Annotated in this window: 15 protein-coding genes; 8 read left to right on the top strand and 7 right to left on the bottom strand. The window is 36.2% G+C overall.

The genetic code is table 11. The annotated features are described in order from the left end of the window. Positions 1 to 43 precede the first annotated feature (43 nt). The gene (locus MYP_RS11745) at positions 44 to 892 is read left to right on the top strand and encodes an SDR family oxidoreductase (RefSeq protein WP_045463377.1); all 849 of its coding nucleotides are present in this window, start codon (positions 44 to 46) and stop codon (positions 890 to 892) included. A 33-nt stretch (positions 893 to 925) separates the two neighbouring features. On the opposite strand, the gene MYP_RS11740 is transcribed toward MYP_RS11745, so the two are convergent. Continuing rightward, the gene (locus MYP_RS11740; RefSeq protein WP_156140520.1) at positions 926 to 1693 is read right to left on the bottom strand and encodes a hypothetical protein; all 768 of its coding nucleotides are present in this window, start codon (positions 1691 to 1693) and stop codon (positions 926 to 928) included. Between the two features lie 384 nt (positions 1694 to 2077). Between MYP_RS11740 and MYP_RS11730 the strand changes: the two genes are divergently transcribed. Together MYP_RS11730 and MYP_RS25000 are read left to right on the top strand one after the other, a co-directional pair. Next, complete coding sequence (locus MYP_RS11730; RefSeq protein WP_156140518.1) at positions 2078 to 2437, top strand: hypothetical protein; 360 nt, start codon at positions 2078 to 2080, stop codon at positions 2435 to 2437. Positions 2438 to 2964: 527 nt separating this feature from the next. Beyond that, positions 2965 to 4596: a PAS domain-containing sensor histidine kinase gene (locus MYP_RS25000; protein ID WP_052430124.1), complete on the top strand. Its 1632-nt coding sequence runs from the start codon at positions 2965 to 2967 to the stop codon at positions 4594 to 4596. Positions 4597 to 4649: 53 nt separating this feature from the next. Here the strand turns inward: MYP_RS25000 and MYP_RS11715 are convergent, their stop codons facing one another. After that, entirely contained in the window at positions 4650 to 5306 is a 657-nt protein-coding gene (locus MYP_RS11715; RefSeq protein WP_045463361.1) for a DUF2238 domain-containing protein, read from the bottom strand. A 161-nt stretch (positions 5307 to 5467) separates the two neighbouring features. On the opposite strand from MYP_RS11715, the gene MYP_RS11710 reads away from it, so the two are divergent. After that, the gene (locus tag MYP_RS11710; protein ID WP_052430123.1) at positions 5468 to 6922 is read left to right on the top strand and encodes a glycosyltransferase; all 1455 of its coding nucleotides are present in this window, start codon (positions 5468 to 5470) and stop codon (positions 6920 to 6922) included. A gap of 8 nt (positions 6923 to 6930) precedes the next feature. On the opposite strand, the gene MYP_RS11705 is transcribed toward MYP_RS11710, so the two are convergent. From MYP_RS11705 to MYP_RS11685, 5 genes are all read right to left on the bottom strand, one after another. Further along, the gene (locus tag MYP_RS11705) at positions 6931 to 7689 is read right to left on the bottom strand and encodes a universal stress protein (RefSeq protein WP_045463358.1); all 759 of its coding nucleotides are present in this window, start codon (positions 7687 to 7689) and stop codon (positions 6931 to 6933) included. 85 nt (positions 7690 to 7774) lie between these two features. Beyond that, positions 7775 to 8353 carry a lipocalin family protein gene (locus tag MYP_RS11700; RefSeq protein ID WP_045463914.1) on the bottom strand — a complete coding sequence of 193 codons (579 nt, stop codon included), beginning with the start codon at positions 8351 to 8353 and terminating at the stop codon, positions 7775 to 7777. Positions 8354 to 8433: 80 nt separating this feature from the next. Further along, positions 8434 to 9303, bottom strand: a complete 870-nt coding sequence (locus MYP_RS11695; RefSeq protein ID WP_045463355.1) for an MlaD family protein — start codon at positions 9301 to 9303, stop codon at positions 8434 to 8436. A 5-nt stretch (positions 9304 to 9308) separates the two neighbouring features. After that, a complete protein-coding gene (locus MYP_RS11690) occupies positions 9309 to 10040 on the bottom strand; it encodes an ABC transporter ATP-binding protein (protein WP_045463352.1) in 732 nt (243 codons plus the stop codon). Then, on the bottom strand, positions 10037 to 10852 hold the full coding sequence (locus MYP_RS11685) for an MlaE family ABC transporter permease (protein WP_081990488.1): 816 nt from the start codon (positions 10850 to 10852) through the stop codon (positions 10037 to 10039). Before MYP_RS11685 ends, MYP_RS11690 begins: the two co-directional genes overlap by 4 nt. Positions 10853 to 11447: 595 nt before the next feature. On the opposite strand from MYP_RS11685, the gene MYP_RS11675 reads away from it, so the two are divergent. The 4 genes from MYP_RS11675 (at position 11448) to MYP_RS11660 (ending at position 19417) form a co-directional block, all read left to right on the top strand. Continuing rightward, entirely contained in the window at positions 11448 to 13808 is a 2361-nt protein-coding gene (locus MYP_RS11675) for a TonB-dependent receptor (protein WP_045463346.1), read from the top strand. A 20-nt stretch (positions 13809 to 13828) separates the two neighbouring features. Continuing rightward, on the top strand, positions 13829 to 14401 hold the full coding sequence (locus tag MYP_RS11670; protein WP_045463344.1) for a hypothetical protein: 573 nt from the start codon (positions 13829 to 13831) through the stop codon (positions 14399 to 14401). 178 nt (positions 14402 to 14579) lie between these two features. Beyond that, a complete protein-coding gene (locus MYP_RS11665; protein WP_156140516.1) occupies positions 14580 to 14951 on the top strand; it encodes a hypothetical protein in 372 nt (123 codons plus the stop codon). 92 nt (positions 14952 to 15043) lie between these two features. Continuing rightward, positions 15044 to 19417, top strand: coding sequence for a CusA/CzcA family heavy metal efflux RND transporter (locus tag MYP_RS11660; RefSeq protein ID WP_045463341.1), 4374 nt, complete (start codon positions 15044 to 15046; stop codon positions 19415 to 19417).

Here is a 19417-nt window from a genome sequence, read left to right as displayed (position 1 = left end):
AGTATCCATACTCTTACTTTGCCTGAAATCAATATTAATAACAATGACTCAAAAAACGGTTGTGATTACTGGTGTTTCTTCTGGTATTGGAAACGCTACGGCCAAGCTTTATCTTTCTAAAGGATATAGAGTGTTTGGATCTGTAAGAAATGTCAATGATGCTCAAAAGCTGAAAGCCTTATTGGGTTTTGACTTTTACCCTTTGATAATGGATGTATGTCAATTGGATGAAATTGAAAAATGTGCAGAAGTTGTTAGAAAAGAGCTAAATGGAAAACCTCTGGATTGTTTGATTAACAATGCTGGAATGGCATTGGCTGGTCCCCTAGAATATCAGAACATTCAAGAAATACAGAATATTTTTGATGTAAATGTTATAGGATTGATTAAAGCGACAAGGGCTTTCCTGCCAATGTTAAAGGTAAGAGACTTTAACACTAACAGAGCGGGAAAGGTAATCAACATCAGTTCTGTTGCCGGTAAGATATCGGCTCCTTTTTTAGGGGCATATGCCTCGTCCAAACATGCTGTTGAAGCGATATCTGCAAGTTTCAGAAGGGAACTTATGCCTTATGGAGTAGATGTGATCATTATTGGTCCTGGTAATGTACGCACTCCTATCTGGAATAAGGCAGCAAGACTGAATGAGTATGACCATACCAGCTATAAAAAAGCATACAGAAACTTTATTGACTATGCACTGGAAGGGGAGAAAAAAGGTATGGCTCCGGAAGAAATTGCTGAGGTTATATTGAATGCCTGTGAAGCAAGACAGGCCTCTTCCAGATATGCGCCCGTTGCACAAAAGGTCATTAACTGGATATTGCCAAGGTCTTTTTCAGATAGGACTTTAGATAAAATTTTCTACAAAAATTTTAAAATGGGAGTTTGAGCAGATTTTAAAAAAAAGAGAAAGCTTACTGTTCTATTTTAGATGGTCAGCTTTCTCTTCCTCAAGTGTAGTTTGTCTTATAAGAAAAGGCTTAGGGTTAATTGCAAAAATTAACAACCTGGTTTCTTCTCTGTTTAGTCTTTCGTTGATGTAGATAACTCCCAGGTTTGCATCAAAATCTACTAGGCTATCTTTTCTTAGTGAAGATAATTGATCCCAGTCGCAGGCTTTAAGATCGTTTAATTCTATACGTTTCAACGCATAACTGCTGATGGCAAGCTCGAATAGTTTTATTGTGTTTTCACGAGCTTCATTTTCTGAATGATAATACCATTTTGTAGCACTATCAGGCATACGAAAAACTTTGCCACTGTTGTAAAAAGTAATGTCAGGGTTCTTCTCCACAGTATATAAGGGAGGAGGGCCTTCAAATTCCAACAAAAGGTGAGTTTTTATTTTTCCTTTGTTGATTAGTTCGAGAACTTGTTTGTCTGTAGCGGATTGAGGAATTTGAAATTCAAGTGTGTCAAACAAATATTCAATATCCCCATCAGGATGCTCCTTTACAAGCGCCTTTCCAAATTGATCAGTGAAATATTCATTGATCATTAAAATTCTTTCATCTGAGAGAGTCAGGAGTAGATCGTAAAGTTTGCTTTCCCTGACTTTTAAGATGCATAATTCATTAAATTTCTTCTCTGCAGATAGCTTATTGTCAAACTCAAAAAGGATATGGCCGGGACCAAGCTCGGATTTTTCCCTGACAATTTCACGGATAATAAATTTATTTTGTTTGTCCAATTTCAATAAGGTTGTTCATCGGACTAAGATAAAACTCTCTAATGTTTTAATTAAGCATTTTTTGCTTTAAGAGGAGTTTTTTGTGGATTAAACTGATTTTTGGAAGGATGTAAAATCAGTTTTATCAATTGGTAAATTGTAAATACTTCAGATACAATTACTGATAAGCAGTATATTATAGCGAATAGCACGCCTCTGATTATAATTGAAATAATTTTGAAAACTATTTTCATGATGTATTACGTTTAGGCGTGAAAAATTACATGTGATATAAGAACAACCCACGAACTTCTTATTTGTTCTGCAGTCTGTAAATATGTCTGGGAATTTAGAACAATTCTATAGTTTTATTACTTTTAGATGTAGAAGCAAAATAAGATGGAAATGGAAAAGCATATCCCAAAGATCGAGACAAGGTATGATGACATGGCAGGCGCAGTATCATTGAACTTTAATGAAACTATGGATTTTAATGCCTTTTCTGAATCGGTAATGGGGGTTAATCTTCTTCAATATGAACCTATTTCGTTAAGGCTGTATCTGAATCATAAAGATATGGTCGTTACTGTTTATGCTATTGATAAAAAGTTTTTAGTAACAGAACCTCAGAATGCAGGTAAAATCAGAGTTAAGAAGTTTAAAAAGGATGTAGCCCCTGAAATACTTTTTTCCTATATACGGCAAATAGATTTCACCCTTGTTAACGGTGATTTTGACATTGAATCTTTTGAAGTGGTGAACTAATTGCGTTTGATTGAAATTTCTACATCAATTATTTTTGAGAGACTTATTTTTTAATTTTTATTTTATTATGAAAACGAACAATTTTTATTTTCTTTTATTATCAGGCATATATGTAATTGTGAATGATCCGTGGTTAGCTGATATCTGCCAGCTAATCCCAAATGTATCTCCGAAAGTTATGATAAAGTCGTTGCAATAAATGATAAGTATTTTTGCTTTATTGATGAAGAGGGTTTATTTGCTTCTGAAGGCAAATTATTAACGAGGTTAAAAGATATTTCGAAATATGGCTTATTTATAAAGGATCTAAAAGTATATCTTTTATATTATGGGAGTTCAGTTTTTATAAATGTTTATACAAATTTGGAAACCGGAAATTTATATTTTCTAATTTGAAATTGTTGAGATCCAATTTTATAGTTTTCAGGTGTTAATATATACTCTTGTTGAATTAATATAATTAGTATTGATAACGTTTATTTAACTTTCTTAGTAATTATTAATTTTAATGAAATAAAATCAAATTAATGTCATCTAGATCTTCTCTGGCTTCAAAATCAAAACACCTGGGGTTTCTTTCAGGAGAAGGAGAAATGGCATTACTCACCAAGACATTTGATTGGTGTAAGACTTCTGTAGGGGCAATAGAGCAATGGCCCCAAAGCCTCAAGACTGTTGTATCTATGGTTTTGTCTTCAAAGTTCCCAATGTTTATTTGGTGGGGAGAAGAGCTAATTCAGTTTTATAATGATGCATATCGCCCTAGTTTAGGAAATAATGGGAAACATCCTCTTGCACTTGGCCAAAAGGGAAAGGATTGCTGGAAGGAAATCTGGACCATTATTTATCCCTTGATAAATCAGGTGATGACCACTGGGGAAGCTACCTGGAGTGAAGATCAACTAATTCCTATTTACAGAAATGGCAAAATAGAAGATGTTTACTGGACATTTGGGTATAGCCCAATAATTGATGATTCAGGCGGAATAGGCGGGGTGTTAGTTGTTTGCAACGAAACAACTGAAAAGGTTCTTAATTCAATTAAGCTAAAAGAGAGTAAAGATCAATTGCATTTCGCAATAGAATCTGCCGAATTGGCTACCTGGGAATACAGTCCTTTAACTCATACCTTTAAATGCAACAACAGGTTAAAAGATTGGTTGGGAATTCCTGTGAATGCAGAGATAAGCTTGGAAGAGGCTATTAATAATGTTGCAAGCGTCGAACAGGTTACTGTCAGAGATGCCATTAAACAATCGCTGGATTCCAGTTCTGGGGGATTATTTAATGTTGTCTGTACAATACTACATTCGAAAACCGGAGCAGAGCGTATCGTAAGGGCAAAGGGCAGAAGTTATTTTGATCTCAAAGGCAAACCTTACAGATTTAGTGGGATTATTCAGGACATAACTGATGAGGAAATAGCCAAAAAAGAACTGGCAGATAACCGGAAAAGTCTTGAATTAAGGAATGCCGAACTCTTAAAGATTAATAATGATCTGGATAATTTTATTTATACAGCATCTCACGATCTGAAAGCTCCGATCTCCAACATTGAAGGGCTCCTTCAGGCTTATATGACGGAGGGATCATTTGATGAAGAGCAGCAATCATTAATTGATATGATGCTTTTCTCTATTGAAAGGTTTAAAACAACAATTAAGGATCTGACAGAAATTAGCAAAGTGCAGAGAGTAAGTAATCAAGAACCTGAAGAACTTACTTTTTCTGAGATCTATAATGAGGTAATCCTTGATATAAGGGAGCTTATAAAGGCCAGTAAAGAGCCTCTTATAGTTGCAGATTTCAAAATCGATAAGATCAGATATTCAAGAAAAAATCTGAGAAGTATTATATATAATCTTTTATCTAATGCATTGAAATACTCTTCTCCTGAGAGAAGACCAGAGATTCATTTGTCTACCCGGCTGGCAGATGATTTTATTTTGCTTGCAATATCTGATAATGGTCTAGGGATAAATCAGGAAAGTCAGCATAAGGTTTTTAATATGTTTGAACGGGCTCATCAGCATGTAGAGGGAAGTGGAGTAGGCCTGTATATTATCAAAAGAATTATAGAGAATTTCGGAGGGAAAATTGAAATTCAAAGTACAGAAAACGTTGGAACAAACTTTTATGTGTATCTGAAAAACTTGTAATATATAGTCAAAACAGTTGATCTGATTTGACTATATTTTATTAAATGGAATTTTTATGAATGTTGTTTCTGGGCTCCATTAAATATTTTTTGACATATAAATACTAACAACAGGATAATGATTGCCCCTGAGAAAGCCAAGCCCATATCTTTCTGCGCATCCCAGATATCTCCCTGTGAACCAAGATAAGCAGCTCCCTGCTCCGGAAATAACAGATCTGCAACAGCCCATTCTATCAGCTCATACATGGCGCTGAAGGACAGTGTTATTTCAGCTGGAAGAAGCCAGCAATATTTTTCAGGAAATTTAAATGTGTTTTTGAACAGATCTCGCATAGGGTATGCAAGCAGGAAACCAAAACTAAAATGAACAATTCGGTCATAATGATTTCTTGATGTATGTAATACTTCCTGAAGCCAGAATCCAAAAGGATTTTCAGCATAAGTGTATTTAGCTCCGTAAATGTGAAGGTTAAGGTATACAAAAATGAAGGTATAGCTGAGGTCTGAAAGTCTGTATTTTTTATATGTAAGAAGCAGGGTACTTCCGAATAAGAAGGTCAATGTATTTTCAAGAAACCAGTTGTTTATATCTGAGGTGTCTATCAATGTCCATAGCCATACCCCCATAAACAAAGCCAGGAGCGCCAATGGAAAGGTATTCGATTTTTCTTCCGAAAGTTTTAAACTTGAAGCTGTAGTGTAATTCATAATTCAGGTTTTCTGTGTAATCGTTTGATAATGATAGTATTTTGTAATTTATATTTTTTTAATAATTGATATACGTAGTTTCATAGAAACTGATTGTTAAACATTTGAATAGTCGTCGGGTATTTTACAAATAAGGGTAAAATTTCCGCATTATTATTTGAATGATAAGAACGATTGAAGTTAATATAGGGGTAAAGTTGGATGATTATGACTTGTATGCAACACTTTCACCTGGATTGCGGGCGCTGCAAAGTGAAGCATGTGTATTAGTGCCAAAGCTGAAAGGTACAAAAGTCTGGATGGTCAATTCTACGGCTCAGGGTGGGGGAGTTGCAGAAATGATGCCTCGTCTTATAAGTCTGTTCAGACAGATTGGAATAGATACTGATTGGGTTGTTGCAGGATCTGATAAAATAGAGTTCTTTAATATTACCAAAAAAATCCATAATCTTATTCATGGGGTTTGTTGTGACTTTGTATACGAAGAAGAAAGGGCATTGTATGAGCAGGTAAATAAAGAAAATGCAGAAGCCTTGCTCAAATTATTAAAACCTCATGATATTGTAGTAGTGCATGATCCGCAACCTGCAGGTATGATCAAATTTTTAAAAGGGAAACTTCCCTTAAAGTTTATCTGGAGGTGTCATATAGGAATAGATCAGCATAATGAGCAGACTAAAAACGCCTGGGACTTCCTTCTGCCATATACTGAACTTTATAATTTTAATGTATTTTCCGCTACAGCATATATTCCCGGTCATTTAGCTGGGAGGGCTACAGTAATGCACCCTACGATAGATCCTTTGGATCATAAAAACAGATATCTTTCAATTCACAAAACAGTTGGCATTCTAAGTAACTCTGGCTTATTAAGACCTTATCAGGCAGTTCTTACACCTCCCTTCTCCAACATGGCTAAGAGACTTCAGCCTAATGGCAATTTATCTAGATCATTTCTCCCCTCAGATCCTGGCTTGTTATTTAAACCATTCGCTTTACAGGTTGGTCGGTGGGATAGGCTAAAAGGTTTTTTGGAATTGATAAAGGGGTTTGAATTGATGAAGACCAGGACTTCTTATCAATATGATCACAGACATAGAAGACGACTGGAGATGCTTAAGCTAGTATTGGCAGGTCCTGACCCGAGTTATGTTTCAGATGATCCTGAGGGAGAAGATGTATTAAATGAAATTTTTGATTACTATAAAAGTCTTTCAACTGCACTTCAAAGAGATATTGTAATTTTAAATTTACCAATGGAGTCGAGGAAACAGAACCATCTTATTGTTAATGCTCTGCAACTTTGTGCTTCTGTAGTTGTTCAGAACTCTATCAGAGAAGGGTTTGGTTTAACTGTAACAGAAGCCATGTGGAAGAAGAAACCTGTGATAGGAGGCTATACCTGTGGAATAAACGAGCAGATAATGGATGATATTCAGGGGAAGATTATTAAAAACCCTGCAAACCCTGAGGATGTAGCACATGTTATGAATATGCTGCTTAAGGAACCTAAAAAAAGAGAAGTCCTGGGGCACAGAGCGCAGAAGACTGTAATAGATCACTTTTTGATTTTCAAACAGATTCTGCAGTGGTTACATTTGTTTGATAAATTTTAACTACTATCTCATATTGTTGGTACAATAAGGATAGGGATATCAGTGCAGCATGGCAATCTTTCAATATTATCCTGTTCAATGATCATCTGAAATATTCTGCTTGATTTTTCTATACAGATCACATCAGCTTTTTGTTCTCTGGCAAAGGTTTCTAATTGTATTAATACATTTTTACAGTCATGAATATGAACATCAATAGGAGGTGTTTTAAGAGAATGATGGAGGCTTTCAAAGTTTGATGCTATGTCCTTTTTCTCAAACCATTTAAGTCGGTCTTCAGCAAAGTATAGTACTTCAAACCTTCCGGAGTAGGGACGAATGAATTCAGCAATCCATCTGAAGCTAAGGTAATTCTGGTCTTTTAAATGACTAACAAATAGAAATCTGTTAAAGCTTTGGAAATTAGCATCAGGGGGAATGATTAATATAGGAAAACTGGACTGGTTTACAATTGATAAAGTTACTTTACTGATGAAGAAGTTTTCTTCTTTGTTTTTTCCTAAACTACTAATTCCTACTATGTCTGCATGAGTTTTAGTAATCTCATTGACAATCTCATCCGTTACATTTCCCCAAAGCACCAGTTTTTCATGTTTAATGTCTTGAAGTAATTCTTCCATTTCTGATGATAAAGAATGAGGAATAGGTGTTTCTACATGTACCAGCTCAATATTTGCGTTGCTTAAAGCGGCAAGATCTTTAAGGTACTTGATAGCATTGAATGAATTGTCGGAATAATCAGTTGGGCAAACTATTTTGCTGATCATGATGCAATGGTTTATTATCTCTATCACAACCCCATTCAACAATAAGTGTTAAAAAAAGGCAGGATAAAATTACCTGCCCTTGGATTTAACTGAATGTATTTTTAGCGAAAATCAGTTCTATTGTATTAAAGCCTTGCTGTGAGGCTTTTTCCACTAGACTTTTGGTTGTTTCCAGGTCAAGCTCGGGCTTTCTGCTCAATATCCATAAGTATTTTCTTGATTCAGTACCAACAAGGGCATACTGATAATCAGGGTCAACCTCAATGATATTATAATCACCAGTAAATGGCCAGAAAAACTGAACTTTTAACCGTGCTTTATCTGATGGATCTACAACCCATGCAACGGCTTCTTTAGATTTACTTTCTCCTTCTGTATCTGTCTTACAGGTGTTCACTACTTTGATGGTCCCATCTTCATTTAGTGAGTAATGAGCTTTTGAAGCGTAGCAATGCTTTTCATACCAATTTGGGAGACGAGCAATTTCATACCATTCCCCTGAATATCTTTCAAGGTCTACATTGGAAGCTACGTCAAGGGGAGGCCATTGATCAGTATTTTTCTTGTATAAATATACAAGTCCAGCCGTTACCCCTGCTGCAGCAATTGTCCCAAGGCTTAGCGTCAAGGTTTCTTTTATCTTTTGTTTTTTTCGTCTGTTCATCTGTCCCTCGTTTACTAATTTAAACATCCATAAGGAAGAGGAAGGTTTCTTGTCAAAGCAACCTTAAGATTTACAGTGATTTAGTTTTTTCCAAATAAGCGGATAATCCAACTGTTTCTTACTCTGCAGCTTGTAAGACCTACATCATCAGCAACAGTGTTTATCTTATTCATGGTTTTGTCAACGTTTTGAGCCATAACGGTATCAGCAATGAATTTTCCAAGAGTGCTGCTGTCATTATCCAGCTTTTCGGAAAATGAAACAATATTTGATGATGCAGTTATTGCATTGCCACTGGCGATTTTAAGACTATCTGTTAATTGAATCATATTTTCAGAGGCACGCTTTGTTTTTTTACCGGTTTGCTCAAAAGCGAGCACCATCTCCTGAACCTGATTCAGTAGTTGCTTATTAGTAAGCAATGTACCAAGTGTTCCCTCACCATTGTTTATCCTTTCGGTCATGGTGTTGATGTTATCGGTAATATGTTTTGCATTGGTCCCTGTTTCATTTAATTCAGCCAATAACCTGTCAAGATCCAAAGGTTCTGTGGTAGAAATTTCTTCACCAGTGCCAAGACTTAATTCTTCAGGCGTTCCTGGGGAAATATTTACGTATTTGGTTCCTAGTAACCCTTCATTACTTATGCTGGCCTTTGAGTCTTTTTTAATAAATTCAGAAGAGTTCTTATCGACCGCCATAGTTACCCGTATATTTGAATCTGATATGATCTGGATTGATTCAACTGAACCTATTTCCACTCCAGAATATCTTACAGCGTTACCTTCCTTCAGACCACCTACGTTCTTAAAGTTTGCAATAAGTTTTCTTTTTGTCCCGAACATTTGCTGATTAGAGCCTATATAAAAGATTAGTACAGTAAGCAGCACAATCCCCAGCAGCATAAAAACTCCTAACTTTATTCTGTCTAATATCCTTTTCTTCTTCATCTTTTTTATTCAAAGAATGCTCTTACCCACCCTTTATCCGATCTCTTCAATTCATCAAAGGATCCTTCAATATCCATCTTACCATTGTTCAGGAGTAATATCCTGTCAGCGGTTAGTCTTGCACAATACATATCGTGCGTTACAATGATAGCTGAAATTCCATAAGTAGCTCTCATCTCTAATATTAACTCTATTATTTCTTTAGATGTTACAGGATCAAGTCCTGTAGTGGGTTCATCGTATAAAATCACCTCAGGTTCAAGAATTAATGTTCGTGCCAGTGCAATTCTTTTCTTCATGCCTCCGGAAAGCTCTTGTGGCATTTTATTTATGGAACTTAATAATCCAACTCTCTTAAGTGCAAGTTGCACTGTAGCTTTGATTTCTTTGTGTGACTTAGGATGAGGCTGTCTTTTCAGAGGGAAAGCAAGGTTTTCTTCAACATTCATGGAGTCATACAGCGCCCCTTCCTGAAATAAATAGCCCACTTTTTTACGCAATGAAATGATTTCATCTTCATTGAGGTCATCAAGGTTTTTTCCAAAAACACTTATTGATCCTGAGTCCGGTTCAATCAAGCCTATTATAGAGCGCAGCAGAACCGATTTTCCGGATCCTGACTTTCCAATGATGCATAAGTTTTCTTCTTTCTTTAAGTTGATATTAATCCCTTCAAGCACCTTCTTTCCATTAAAGGATTTGAAAAGATCTTTTACTACAATAACATCTTCTTTCATACAAAATTACTTTGATAATAATGTGACAATTGTGCTGCCAACATATCAAGAAAAAAGATTATCAAGGATGAAATTACAACTGATGCATTTGCGGCTTTTCCTACACCTACTGTTCCATAATCGGCTCTGTATCCATAGAAACAAGAGACCATAGCTATTGTAAATCCAAAGAAAAAGGCCTTAATGATTGATGGAAAAAAGTCGTAGAAATACATGTAGTCAAATGCAGAGTTAATATACATTGTGACACTCATGTCATCTGTGATGTTTACTGCGATATATGATCCTACCAGAGACAATGCAGCGGAATAGATTACAAGAAATGGCATCGTTATAGTCATTGCTAATACCCTTGTTACTACCAGATATTTGTATGGGTCTACACCTGATATTGACATCGCATCTATCTGATCTGTAACTTTCATAGATCCGATCTCTGCACCAATTCCGGAGCCCGTTTTTCCTGCGCAGATAAGACCTGTAAGCACAGGCCCGATTTCCCTTATTACAGCGATAGCCACCATGTTAGGAATCAGATCTTCTGCTCCAAAAGTCTTCATGGAAGGATATAGTTGTAATGACATCACAAAGCCTATAATAAAGGCTGTAGTAGTCACAAGAAAAAGGGATTTATAACCAAGTCTGAAAATTTGAGTAAATAATTCATCAAGCTCATAAGGCGGAGTCCATACCAATGCAAAGAAACGAGAGGTGAATACAGTCAGTTCTCCGAGTGTACGAAAAAAATTTCCATTCTTTTTTTCGCTCTTTTCGGGTGTGTTTTCCTCAAGTTGTTCGTTATCTTTTTTCATGACTTAAAAAGGATCCCTCTGTTCTTCCGGGAGTATATTTTAATAACATGTTAGAACAAAAAATGGCCATAGAATAAATAAAAAAAATCGGAGCATCCTTATTATCAATGTCTTTGAATGAGAATTTTTGTAAATTTTTAATGTGTATAAAGAAATTGGATGGTGAAGTTTATTGTATATCTTTGTATAGTCAATATTCCTCCTGACTGCTTGGAAAAAATTCTTAAACATAAGGTTCTTCCTTTATTAATCCTGATAAGCATATTGTTTACTCAGGTAGCGGTCAATTATTTCCATCATCATAATGAAGACTCCTCAAAGGAACTAAGCATAGAAGTTGCAAAGGAAAAATGTAAAGTCTGTTCAATTGACCTTTATCATGATGTCTTTTATCAGGATATTCATACTTTATCATTCCAGCACAAGTATTTTGATATAAAGGGTAACTTTATTATCATTTACTTTGACAAGATTACTTTTTTCAAGTCCGGCCGAGCTCCCCCTTCCTGCTGAAAGTCATTTCTTTATTTGAATACCTGGATTATGGGTATTTATTTCCTTTAATTTTATACTATTTTATTATTCATTAAGGAAAATGAAAGTTCGGATACTTTTGGTATTTGGTCTTTTATTGTTTTCCTCAATTGTCTATGCCCAGAGAGATTCAGCTATTTCGAATACCTGCAGGTATAGGCTCGAGGGGGATATTAAAGACGGAGAAACCAATACCATTTTGCCTGGTGCTACTGTAGTTATTGATAGTGTTGAGGGAACTGTTTCTGATGAGGCAGGTCATTTCCATTTCATTAACCTTTGTAAAGGAAAGTATATGATTACTGTTACTTTTCTTGGCTATAAAACTATTGTTCAAACTCTGGACTTGAATGAAAATCTATATAAAACTTTTATTCTTCATTCAGACTCATGTTTGCTTGAATCTATAATAGTAACGTCCACCAGGCCAGTTCATGAAAGCAGTCAGAGCGTTCAGGAAATTTCGGGAAGAGACCTTGACAGAACCAGAGGTTTTTCTCTGGGTGAATCTCTTAAAGGTATAGCAGGTGTTAATACATTGCAGACCGGTCCTTCTATTTTCAAACCTGTTATTCAGGGTATGTATGGAAACAGAGTTCTGATACTTAACAACGGAGTAAGACAGGAGGGGCAACAATGGGGTTCCGAACATGCTCCTGAAATAGATCCCTTCATAGCTGATAAGATTAAGGTTGTTAAAGGAGCTTCTGGTGTCTTATATGGCTCTGATGCAATTGGCGGAGTAATACTAGTTGAACCCAGGCCTCTTCGAACAAAAAGCGGAGTAGGAGGTGAATTAAATCTTGCAGGATTCTCGAATAATCGGGAAGGCGTTGCTTCCGGAATTATTGACTATAGCGTTAAGCAAATCAAAGGTTTAAGCTTCCGACTTCAAGGAACGTTGAAACAGGCAGGTAATTCAAAAACTCCTGATTACTACATGAAAAACACGGCCTTCAGAGAACAGAATTTTTCCTGGGCTGCAGGGTACAAAAGGGAAGAATGGGGTGTTGACGTATTCTATAGTCAGTTTAATTCTAAGATAGGAATACTTTCAGCTTCTCATATCGGAAATCGCGATGATCTGATTAGAGCAATTGAAAGCCCCGTACCTTTGGAAACTTCAGGGTTTAGCTATGCAATAGACAGACCATATCAAAAGATTTATCATGAACTTGGCCGATTGCATGCTTTTCGGAAATTCCATAACAAAAGTAGTCTAGAGTTGATCCTTGCCCGACAATTTAACGACAGATCTGAATATGATAAGCATAAGCAGTTTAAGGATCAGTTTAAAAATGGCCCCGATTCAAGATTCAAAATAACAACGTATACTGGAACACTCTATCTGAATCAGAACTATTTTAAAAAGTATTCGGGTACCTGGGGGCTTAGTTTTATACAGCAGTCCAATACTGTAAGCAGATCTTTTATTCCTAATTTCAGAAGTTACGCCGGAGGTATTTTTCTTACAGAAAGAAGAAAGATTGAAAGTCTTGAGATAGAAGGAGGTCTACGCTATGATTATAAATGGATGCGTATCTATAAATATGAAAGTGGAGTTATTATTTCTCCTTCATTTGTATTTTCTAATCTCTCAGGCACTATAGGTGCAGTTAAAACAGTTAACGAACATCTGAAAGTAAAATTAAATTTAGGTACATGTTTCAGGCCTGCAGCTGTGAATGAATTATTCAGTGATGGGCTGCATCACGGTACTGCCAGAATTGAAAGGGGAGACAGGAAGCTTAATTCAGAGTATGCATATAATACTTCTCTAACTCTTGATTATAAGTTTAAGGAAATTTATGGAGAAGTTAGTCTTTATAATAATTTTATAAAGGATTACATATACTTGGTCCCGCGGCTTGTGCTTGACAGTTCTGGCAATTACGTTCCTGAATATGAATCATTGATAAACGGAACTTTTCCTGTCTTCAATTATGTCCAGACGGACGCTATGTTTACAGGAATTGATTTAACTTTTAATGATTCATTAAGCAAATATTTTATATTCAGCACAAGACTGTCTTTACTGCGAGCTTATAATACTAAATCTAAGGAACATATTATCCTGACGCCTCCTGCTAATATGGAAAATGGTTTGAAGTATTCATTTAATTTTATTCCAACCCTAAAAGAAGCTTATTTCAAAGTAGGGAATACTATAGTTCTTCAGAAAAGAAATATCCCTTCCGGTCAGGACTTAAAGGCAGCACCTAAAGGATATGTTTTATGGTCTTTAGAGACTGGCTTTGGAGTAATGGCAGGTAAGCAAGAGCTTAATTTTACATTTACTGTTTATAATCTTCTCAACAAAAAGTACAGGGATTATCTGGATGCCTTCAGATACTTTACTAACGAACCCGGAAGAAATTTTGTGGTCAGGTTAAAAATTCCTTTTGATTTATCAAAAAAATAATTTCCAAATCTTTAAAATTTATGAACTTTAATAATCTTACAATTCTACTGTTTCTTGGAGTTTTATTATCTTTTTCAGCTTGTAAAAAAGATGATGCTAATGTGGCCAATCCTGAAAATCCTAATGAAAATGAACTAATTACTACGGTACAGGTGCTTCTTACAGATACAGCAAACCCTGCAGACGAGATCAAGGTTACTTACAGACAAATGCCTGGACATAGAACTTCACTTTCGCCATTTGTAGAGTCAATGAAGTTGAAAGCAAATACAACTTATTCAGCAGAAATATTTTTGCTGGATGAGACTAAAACTCCTGCAGATACTCTTTCCGAAGAGGTGAGAGAAGAAGGCGATGAACATCAATTCTTCTTTAAAGTTCAGGATGCAAACCTAACTGTTTTATATGACGATGCGGATGATAATGGAGTTCCGATAGGTCTGAATAACATTTTCAAAACAGGAGAGGCAAGTACAGGCAGTCTTAATATTAAATTAAAGCACCAGGGAGAAGAAAAGCCTAAATCAGGAAAGGGAAACGAACTGCTTGGTTCAACTGATGTTGATGTAAGCTTTATTGTTGAAATTGAATAATATCCCGTATTTGAGATTTTGAATACAAATGGCTCATTGTTTTGCGATGGGCCATTTATATAATATTTTTCTCAGTATTTGGTTATATATTAATTGCGTATCTGGGAATATGGATGTGCTAGAATAGTTTGAAAAATGATTTCCTGCGTATTTAAAAAAATATCTTAATTTTACGGTAATGAAATCATTTATATCCATAACGATGGCAATGCTCCTTTTTCTGGGTGGATTGTTTTGCAACGATATGGAGGAAGTTTTTAAAGTGCCCTCTCTGATAAATCATTATCTGGAACACAAGAAGGCTGCCTCTGGTGATTTCAGTTTTCTGGATTTTCTGAAAATGCATTATGCAAGCAGTCACGCGCATGATGCCAACAATCCGGATTTGCCTTTTTACCATCACAATTATCCTCCTTTAACTTTCACAATTACCATTCCTTTTGAAATGAACTTCCGGATCTTCAAAAAGGAAAAATTCTATTACTCTCTCTATAAAAGCAATTATTTTTTAGATGTAGCACTTTCTACTTTTAAGCCACCTAAGGTTTAATCCCTTTTCTTCTTTATAAAATTTTGTTGCTTCTGTCACCCCGGAACCAGGCGGTGATGGCATGCTTTTATTTCATTTAGTAATAGATTATTATGATTAATAGGATCATTCGATTTAGTATTCAGAATAAATTGATTGTCGGAGTTTTTATAGCCATTTTATTGGTCTTTGGAGGATATTCTCTTAAAAACCTTCCGATAGATGCTGTACCTGATATTACCAATAACCAGGTACAGGTCATAACATTTTCACCAACATTGGCTGCGGAAGAAGTAGAGCGTTTTATTACTTATCCGGTAGAACTGCAAATGGCAACAATACCAGGTGTCATTGAAATCCGCTCTGTATCAAGATTTGGTCTTTCTGTAATTACCATAGTTTTTAAAGATGAAGTGGAAATGCTTGAAGCCCGTCAGATGGTGGGTGAAAGGATTGCTATGGCTCAGCAAGAAATTCCTCAGGGACTGGGTAATCCTGAAATGGCACCTGTCACAACTGGGTTAGGTGAAATATATCAATATATAGTGCGGACCAAACCAGGATATGAGAATAAATATTCTGCTATGGATCTCAGAACCATACAGGATTGGATCGTCAAAAGACAATTGCTGGGTACCAAAGGCGTAGCTGAAGTCAGCTCTTTTGGCGGGTTCGTAAAACAATATGAAGTAGCGATAAACCCGGAAAAACTACGAGGAATGAATGTAACCATTTCGGAGATTTTCAAGGCACTTCAGTCAAACAATCAGAATACAGGTGGAGCGTACATTGATAAGAAGCCTACTGCATATTTTATCAGAGGGGTTGGTCTTATTGAAAATGCTGCTGATATTGATGAAATCGTTGTTAAAAACGTTAATGGAATTCCTGTGATGATGAGGGATGTAGCAGAAGTGAGGTTGGGTTATGCAAATAGGTATGGCGCTATGACCTATAATGGTGAAGGAGAAGTTGTAGGCGCAATTGTACTTATGCTGAAAGGAGGGAATTCTGCTGAAGTAGTGGGAAATGTTAAAGAACGTATAGCGAAGATATCCCAAACACTTCCTGAAGGTGTTGAGATAGTGCCCTTTCTTGATAGGTCCGATCTTGTGGATCGTGCTATAAAAACAGTTTCAAAGAATCTTATCGAAGGCGCCTTAATAGTCATTTTTGTCCTGGTTATTTTTCTCGGAAATTTAAGAGCAGGATTGATTGTCGCTTCTGTAATCCCTCTCTCAATGCTTTTTGCGATAAGCCTTATGTACCTCTTTGGTGTGTCTGGTAATCTTATGAGCCTTGGTGCTATTGACTTTGGTCTTGTTGTAGATGGTGCAGTAATCATTGTAGAAAGTGTAATTCACAACCTTGTTTTAAAACATCCATCCCTGAACAGAAGACTTACTCAGAATGAGATGAATGAAGAAATTTATGGCTCTGCTACCAAAATGATGAATTCAGCAGCATTTGGCCAGATTATTATCCTTATTGTTTATTTGCCGATACTGGCACTTGTAGGTATAGAAGGGAAAATGTTCAGGCCAATGGCACAGTCCGTTTCATTTGCTATTCTTGGAGCGCTTATTCTTTGTGTTACTTATGTCCCGATGATGAGTTCCTTGTTTCTGAGCAAAAAGGTTTCCCAGCACAAAAACTTCTCTGACAAGATAATGGAAGCGCTGCATAAGGCTTATTTACCTGTCATTAAAACTGCACTAAAAGCAAAAGCCCTTGTTGTAAGTATTGCTGTGGTATTACTCGGAGTGAGTATCCTGATCTTTATAAATATGGGTGGTGAATTTCTGCCAACTTTAGAAGAAGGTGATTTTGCAGTAGAGACAAGGCTTTTGCCTGGAAGCTCGATTTCTCAGACCATTGAAACTTCATTAAAAGCTTCAGATATTCTTTTGAAGAAATTTCCTGAAGTAAAAATGACTGTTGGTAAAATCGGCACTGCTGAAATACCAACAGACCCAATGCCTATGGAGGCATGTGACCTTATGATTATTTTGAAAAACAAGGATGAATGGACTTCCGCCGAAACACGGGAAGAGCTTGCAGAAAAGATGTCAAAGGAATTGGAGCGCCTTCCCGGGGTTAACTTTGGATTTCAGCAACCTATTCAAATGAGATTTAATGAGCTCATGACAGGGGCTAAGCAGGATCTGGCTATAAAGATTTTCGGGGAAGATATGGAGGTGCTTGCATCTCAGGCGAATCAAGTTGCAAACCTCATAAAAGATATCAAAGGTGTTTCGGATATTTATGTTGAACCTGTAACGGGACTTCCTCAGATTACCGTGAAATACAAACGTGGTAAGATTGCTCAGTATGGTCTTGCCATTTCTGATGTAAATGACGTGATCAGAACATCTTTTGCCGGTTCTGTTGCGGGGCAGATTTTTGAAGGTGAACGGAGATTTGATCTTGTAGTACGTTTGCAGGAACCTTTCAGAAAGGATATAAAGGATGTTAAAGGAATGTATGTGGTTATACCTTCAGGCATGCAAATTCCTATTACGGAGGTTGCAGATATAGAATATTCAGAAGGACCTATTCAGATATCAAGAGAAGATACGAAAAGAAGAATAGTGATTGGTGTCAACGTTCGTGATCGAGATGTGGAATCTATGGTCCAGGAAATAAGCAGTAAGCTGAATTCAAAACTTACACTTCCTGCAGGATATTTTATCACTTATGGCGGGCAGTTTGAGAATCTTGTTGAAGCAAAGCAAAGACTTTCACTGGCTGTTCCTGTTGCGCTAGGACTTATTTTAATTATTCTCTTTTTTACTTTCAAATCACTAAAAGAAACTATGCTGATTTTTACAGCAATACCGTTCTCTGCTATCGGAGGTATTTTGGCATTGTTATTAAGGGATATGCCTTTTAGTATTTCTGCAGGCGTCGGATTCATAGCTTTATTTGGTGTGGCAGTGTTAAATGGTATGGTACTGATCAGTTATTTTAATCAGCTGAAAGCGGAAGGTGTTGTTGATGTTCAAGAACGAGTTTTAAAAGGTACAGAAATGAGGCTAAGGCCAGTGATTATGACAGCGTCTGTTGCCTCAATGGGATTTTTACCAATGGCATTGTCAAATACTTCCGGAGCTGAGGTACAAAAGCCTTTAGCTACGGTAGTAATAGGTGGGCTAATATCGGCAACTTTACTCACTTTAGTGGTATTACCTGTGCTTTATACTCTCTTTTATAAGAGTGAAAATAAAAATAATGAGTCAGGAATTAACAAAGCATTGGTGTTGATTCCATTGTTTCTTCTGGGTTTTATGTCTATAGGCTACGGACAGATTCAGGGAAAAGCATTAACATCTGACGAAGCATTTAATATTGCTTTTCAGAACAACCCTTCTATGTCAGCAGCAAGATATGAAATTCAGGCTCAGGAAGCCTTGAGAAAAACTTACCTGGATATTCCTAAGACCAATGTCAGTCTTATGTATGGTCAGTTTAACAGTCTTAATAATGACAATAACATTACCATTAGTCAATCTATAGCTTTCCCTACATTTTATACAAGTCAGAATCATTATTACAGAGAGCAGATAAAGGCTTCAGAAGCTAAGGCTGATATCACAGGTAATGAATTGAGGAAAAATGTCAGAAGCGCTTATTATAACCTGCTATATTTTGAATCAAGGCATAAGCTTCTGAATTATGAAGATAGTATCTATAATGATTTTATGAAAGCTGCAGATCTTCGATTTAAAACCGGTGAGTCTACTTATCTGGAAAAGATTACAGCAGAGGCGCAACTGGCAGATTTCAGGAATCTTATTTTAAAGAATCATGCTGATATGCAGATTTATCAAAAGCAGTTGAAGGTTTATTTGAATGTTTCGGATAGTATCATAATAGCTGAAAAATTTGAAAAGCTACAGCTTTCTGTTTCTGCAGATTTAGTCTCTGTTTATACCAACCCATTGCTCCGTTATATGCGCCAGCAATTAAAGGTGAGTAAAGCTATTTTAGGAGTTGAAAGGGCAAAGTTTCTGCCTGATTTCAATTTTGGATATTTTAATCAGACTTTGCAGGGAACGCAAAATATAAATGGAACAGATCGGTATTTTGGAGCTGGACACAGGTTTAAGGGGGTAACTGCCGGAGTTTCCGTTCCAATTATTTTTAGACCTTATCAAGCTAGAATCTTGAATGCAAAGTTGAATCAGAAAATAACAGAAAGTTTACTAGAGTATAATTCTAAAAACCTTGAGGGAGAATATTCTATGCTGATGCAACAGTATAAGAAGAATCTTAACAGTCTTGCCTATTACGAATCAATTGGTCTTAAACAGTCCGATCTTATTATTATTAATTCACAAAAGGCTTTCAAAGCTGGTCAGATTGGATATGTAGAATATCTCCAGGGATTAAACCGAGCTTTATCCATAAAATCCGGTTATCTGGACACAATCAATAATTACAATCAAACTGTCATTGCCATAGACTATATCGCAGGAGGAAATTAA

It is taken from the genome of Sporocytophaga myxococcoides (genome assembly GCF_000775915.1).
Taxonomy (GTDB): Bacteria; Bacteroidota; Bacteroidia; order Cytophagales; family Cytophagaceae; genus Sporocytophaga; species Sporocytophaga myxococcoides_A.
The sequence above is the reverse complement of the archived record's forward strand: the minus strand, read 5'-3'. Positions and strand labels throughout refer to the sequence as shown.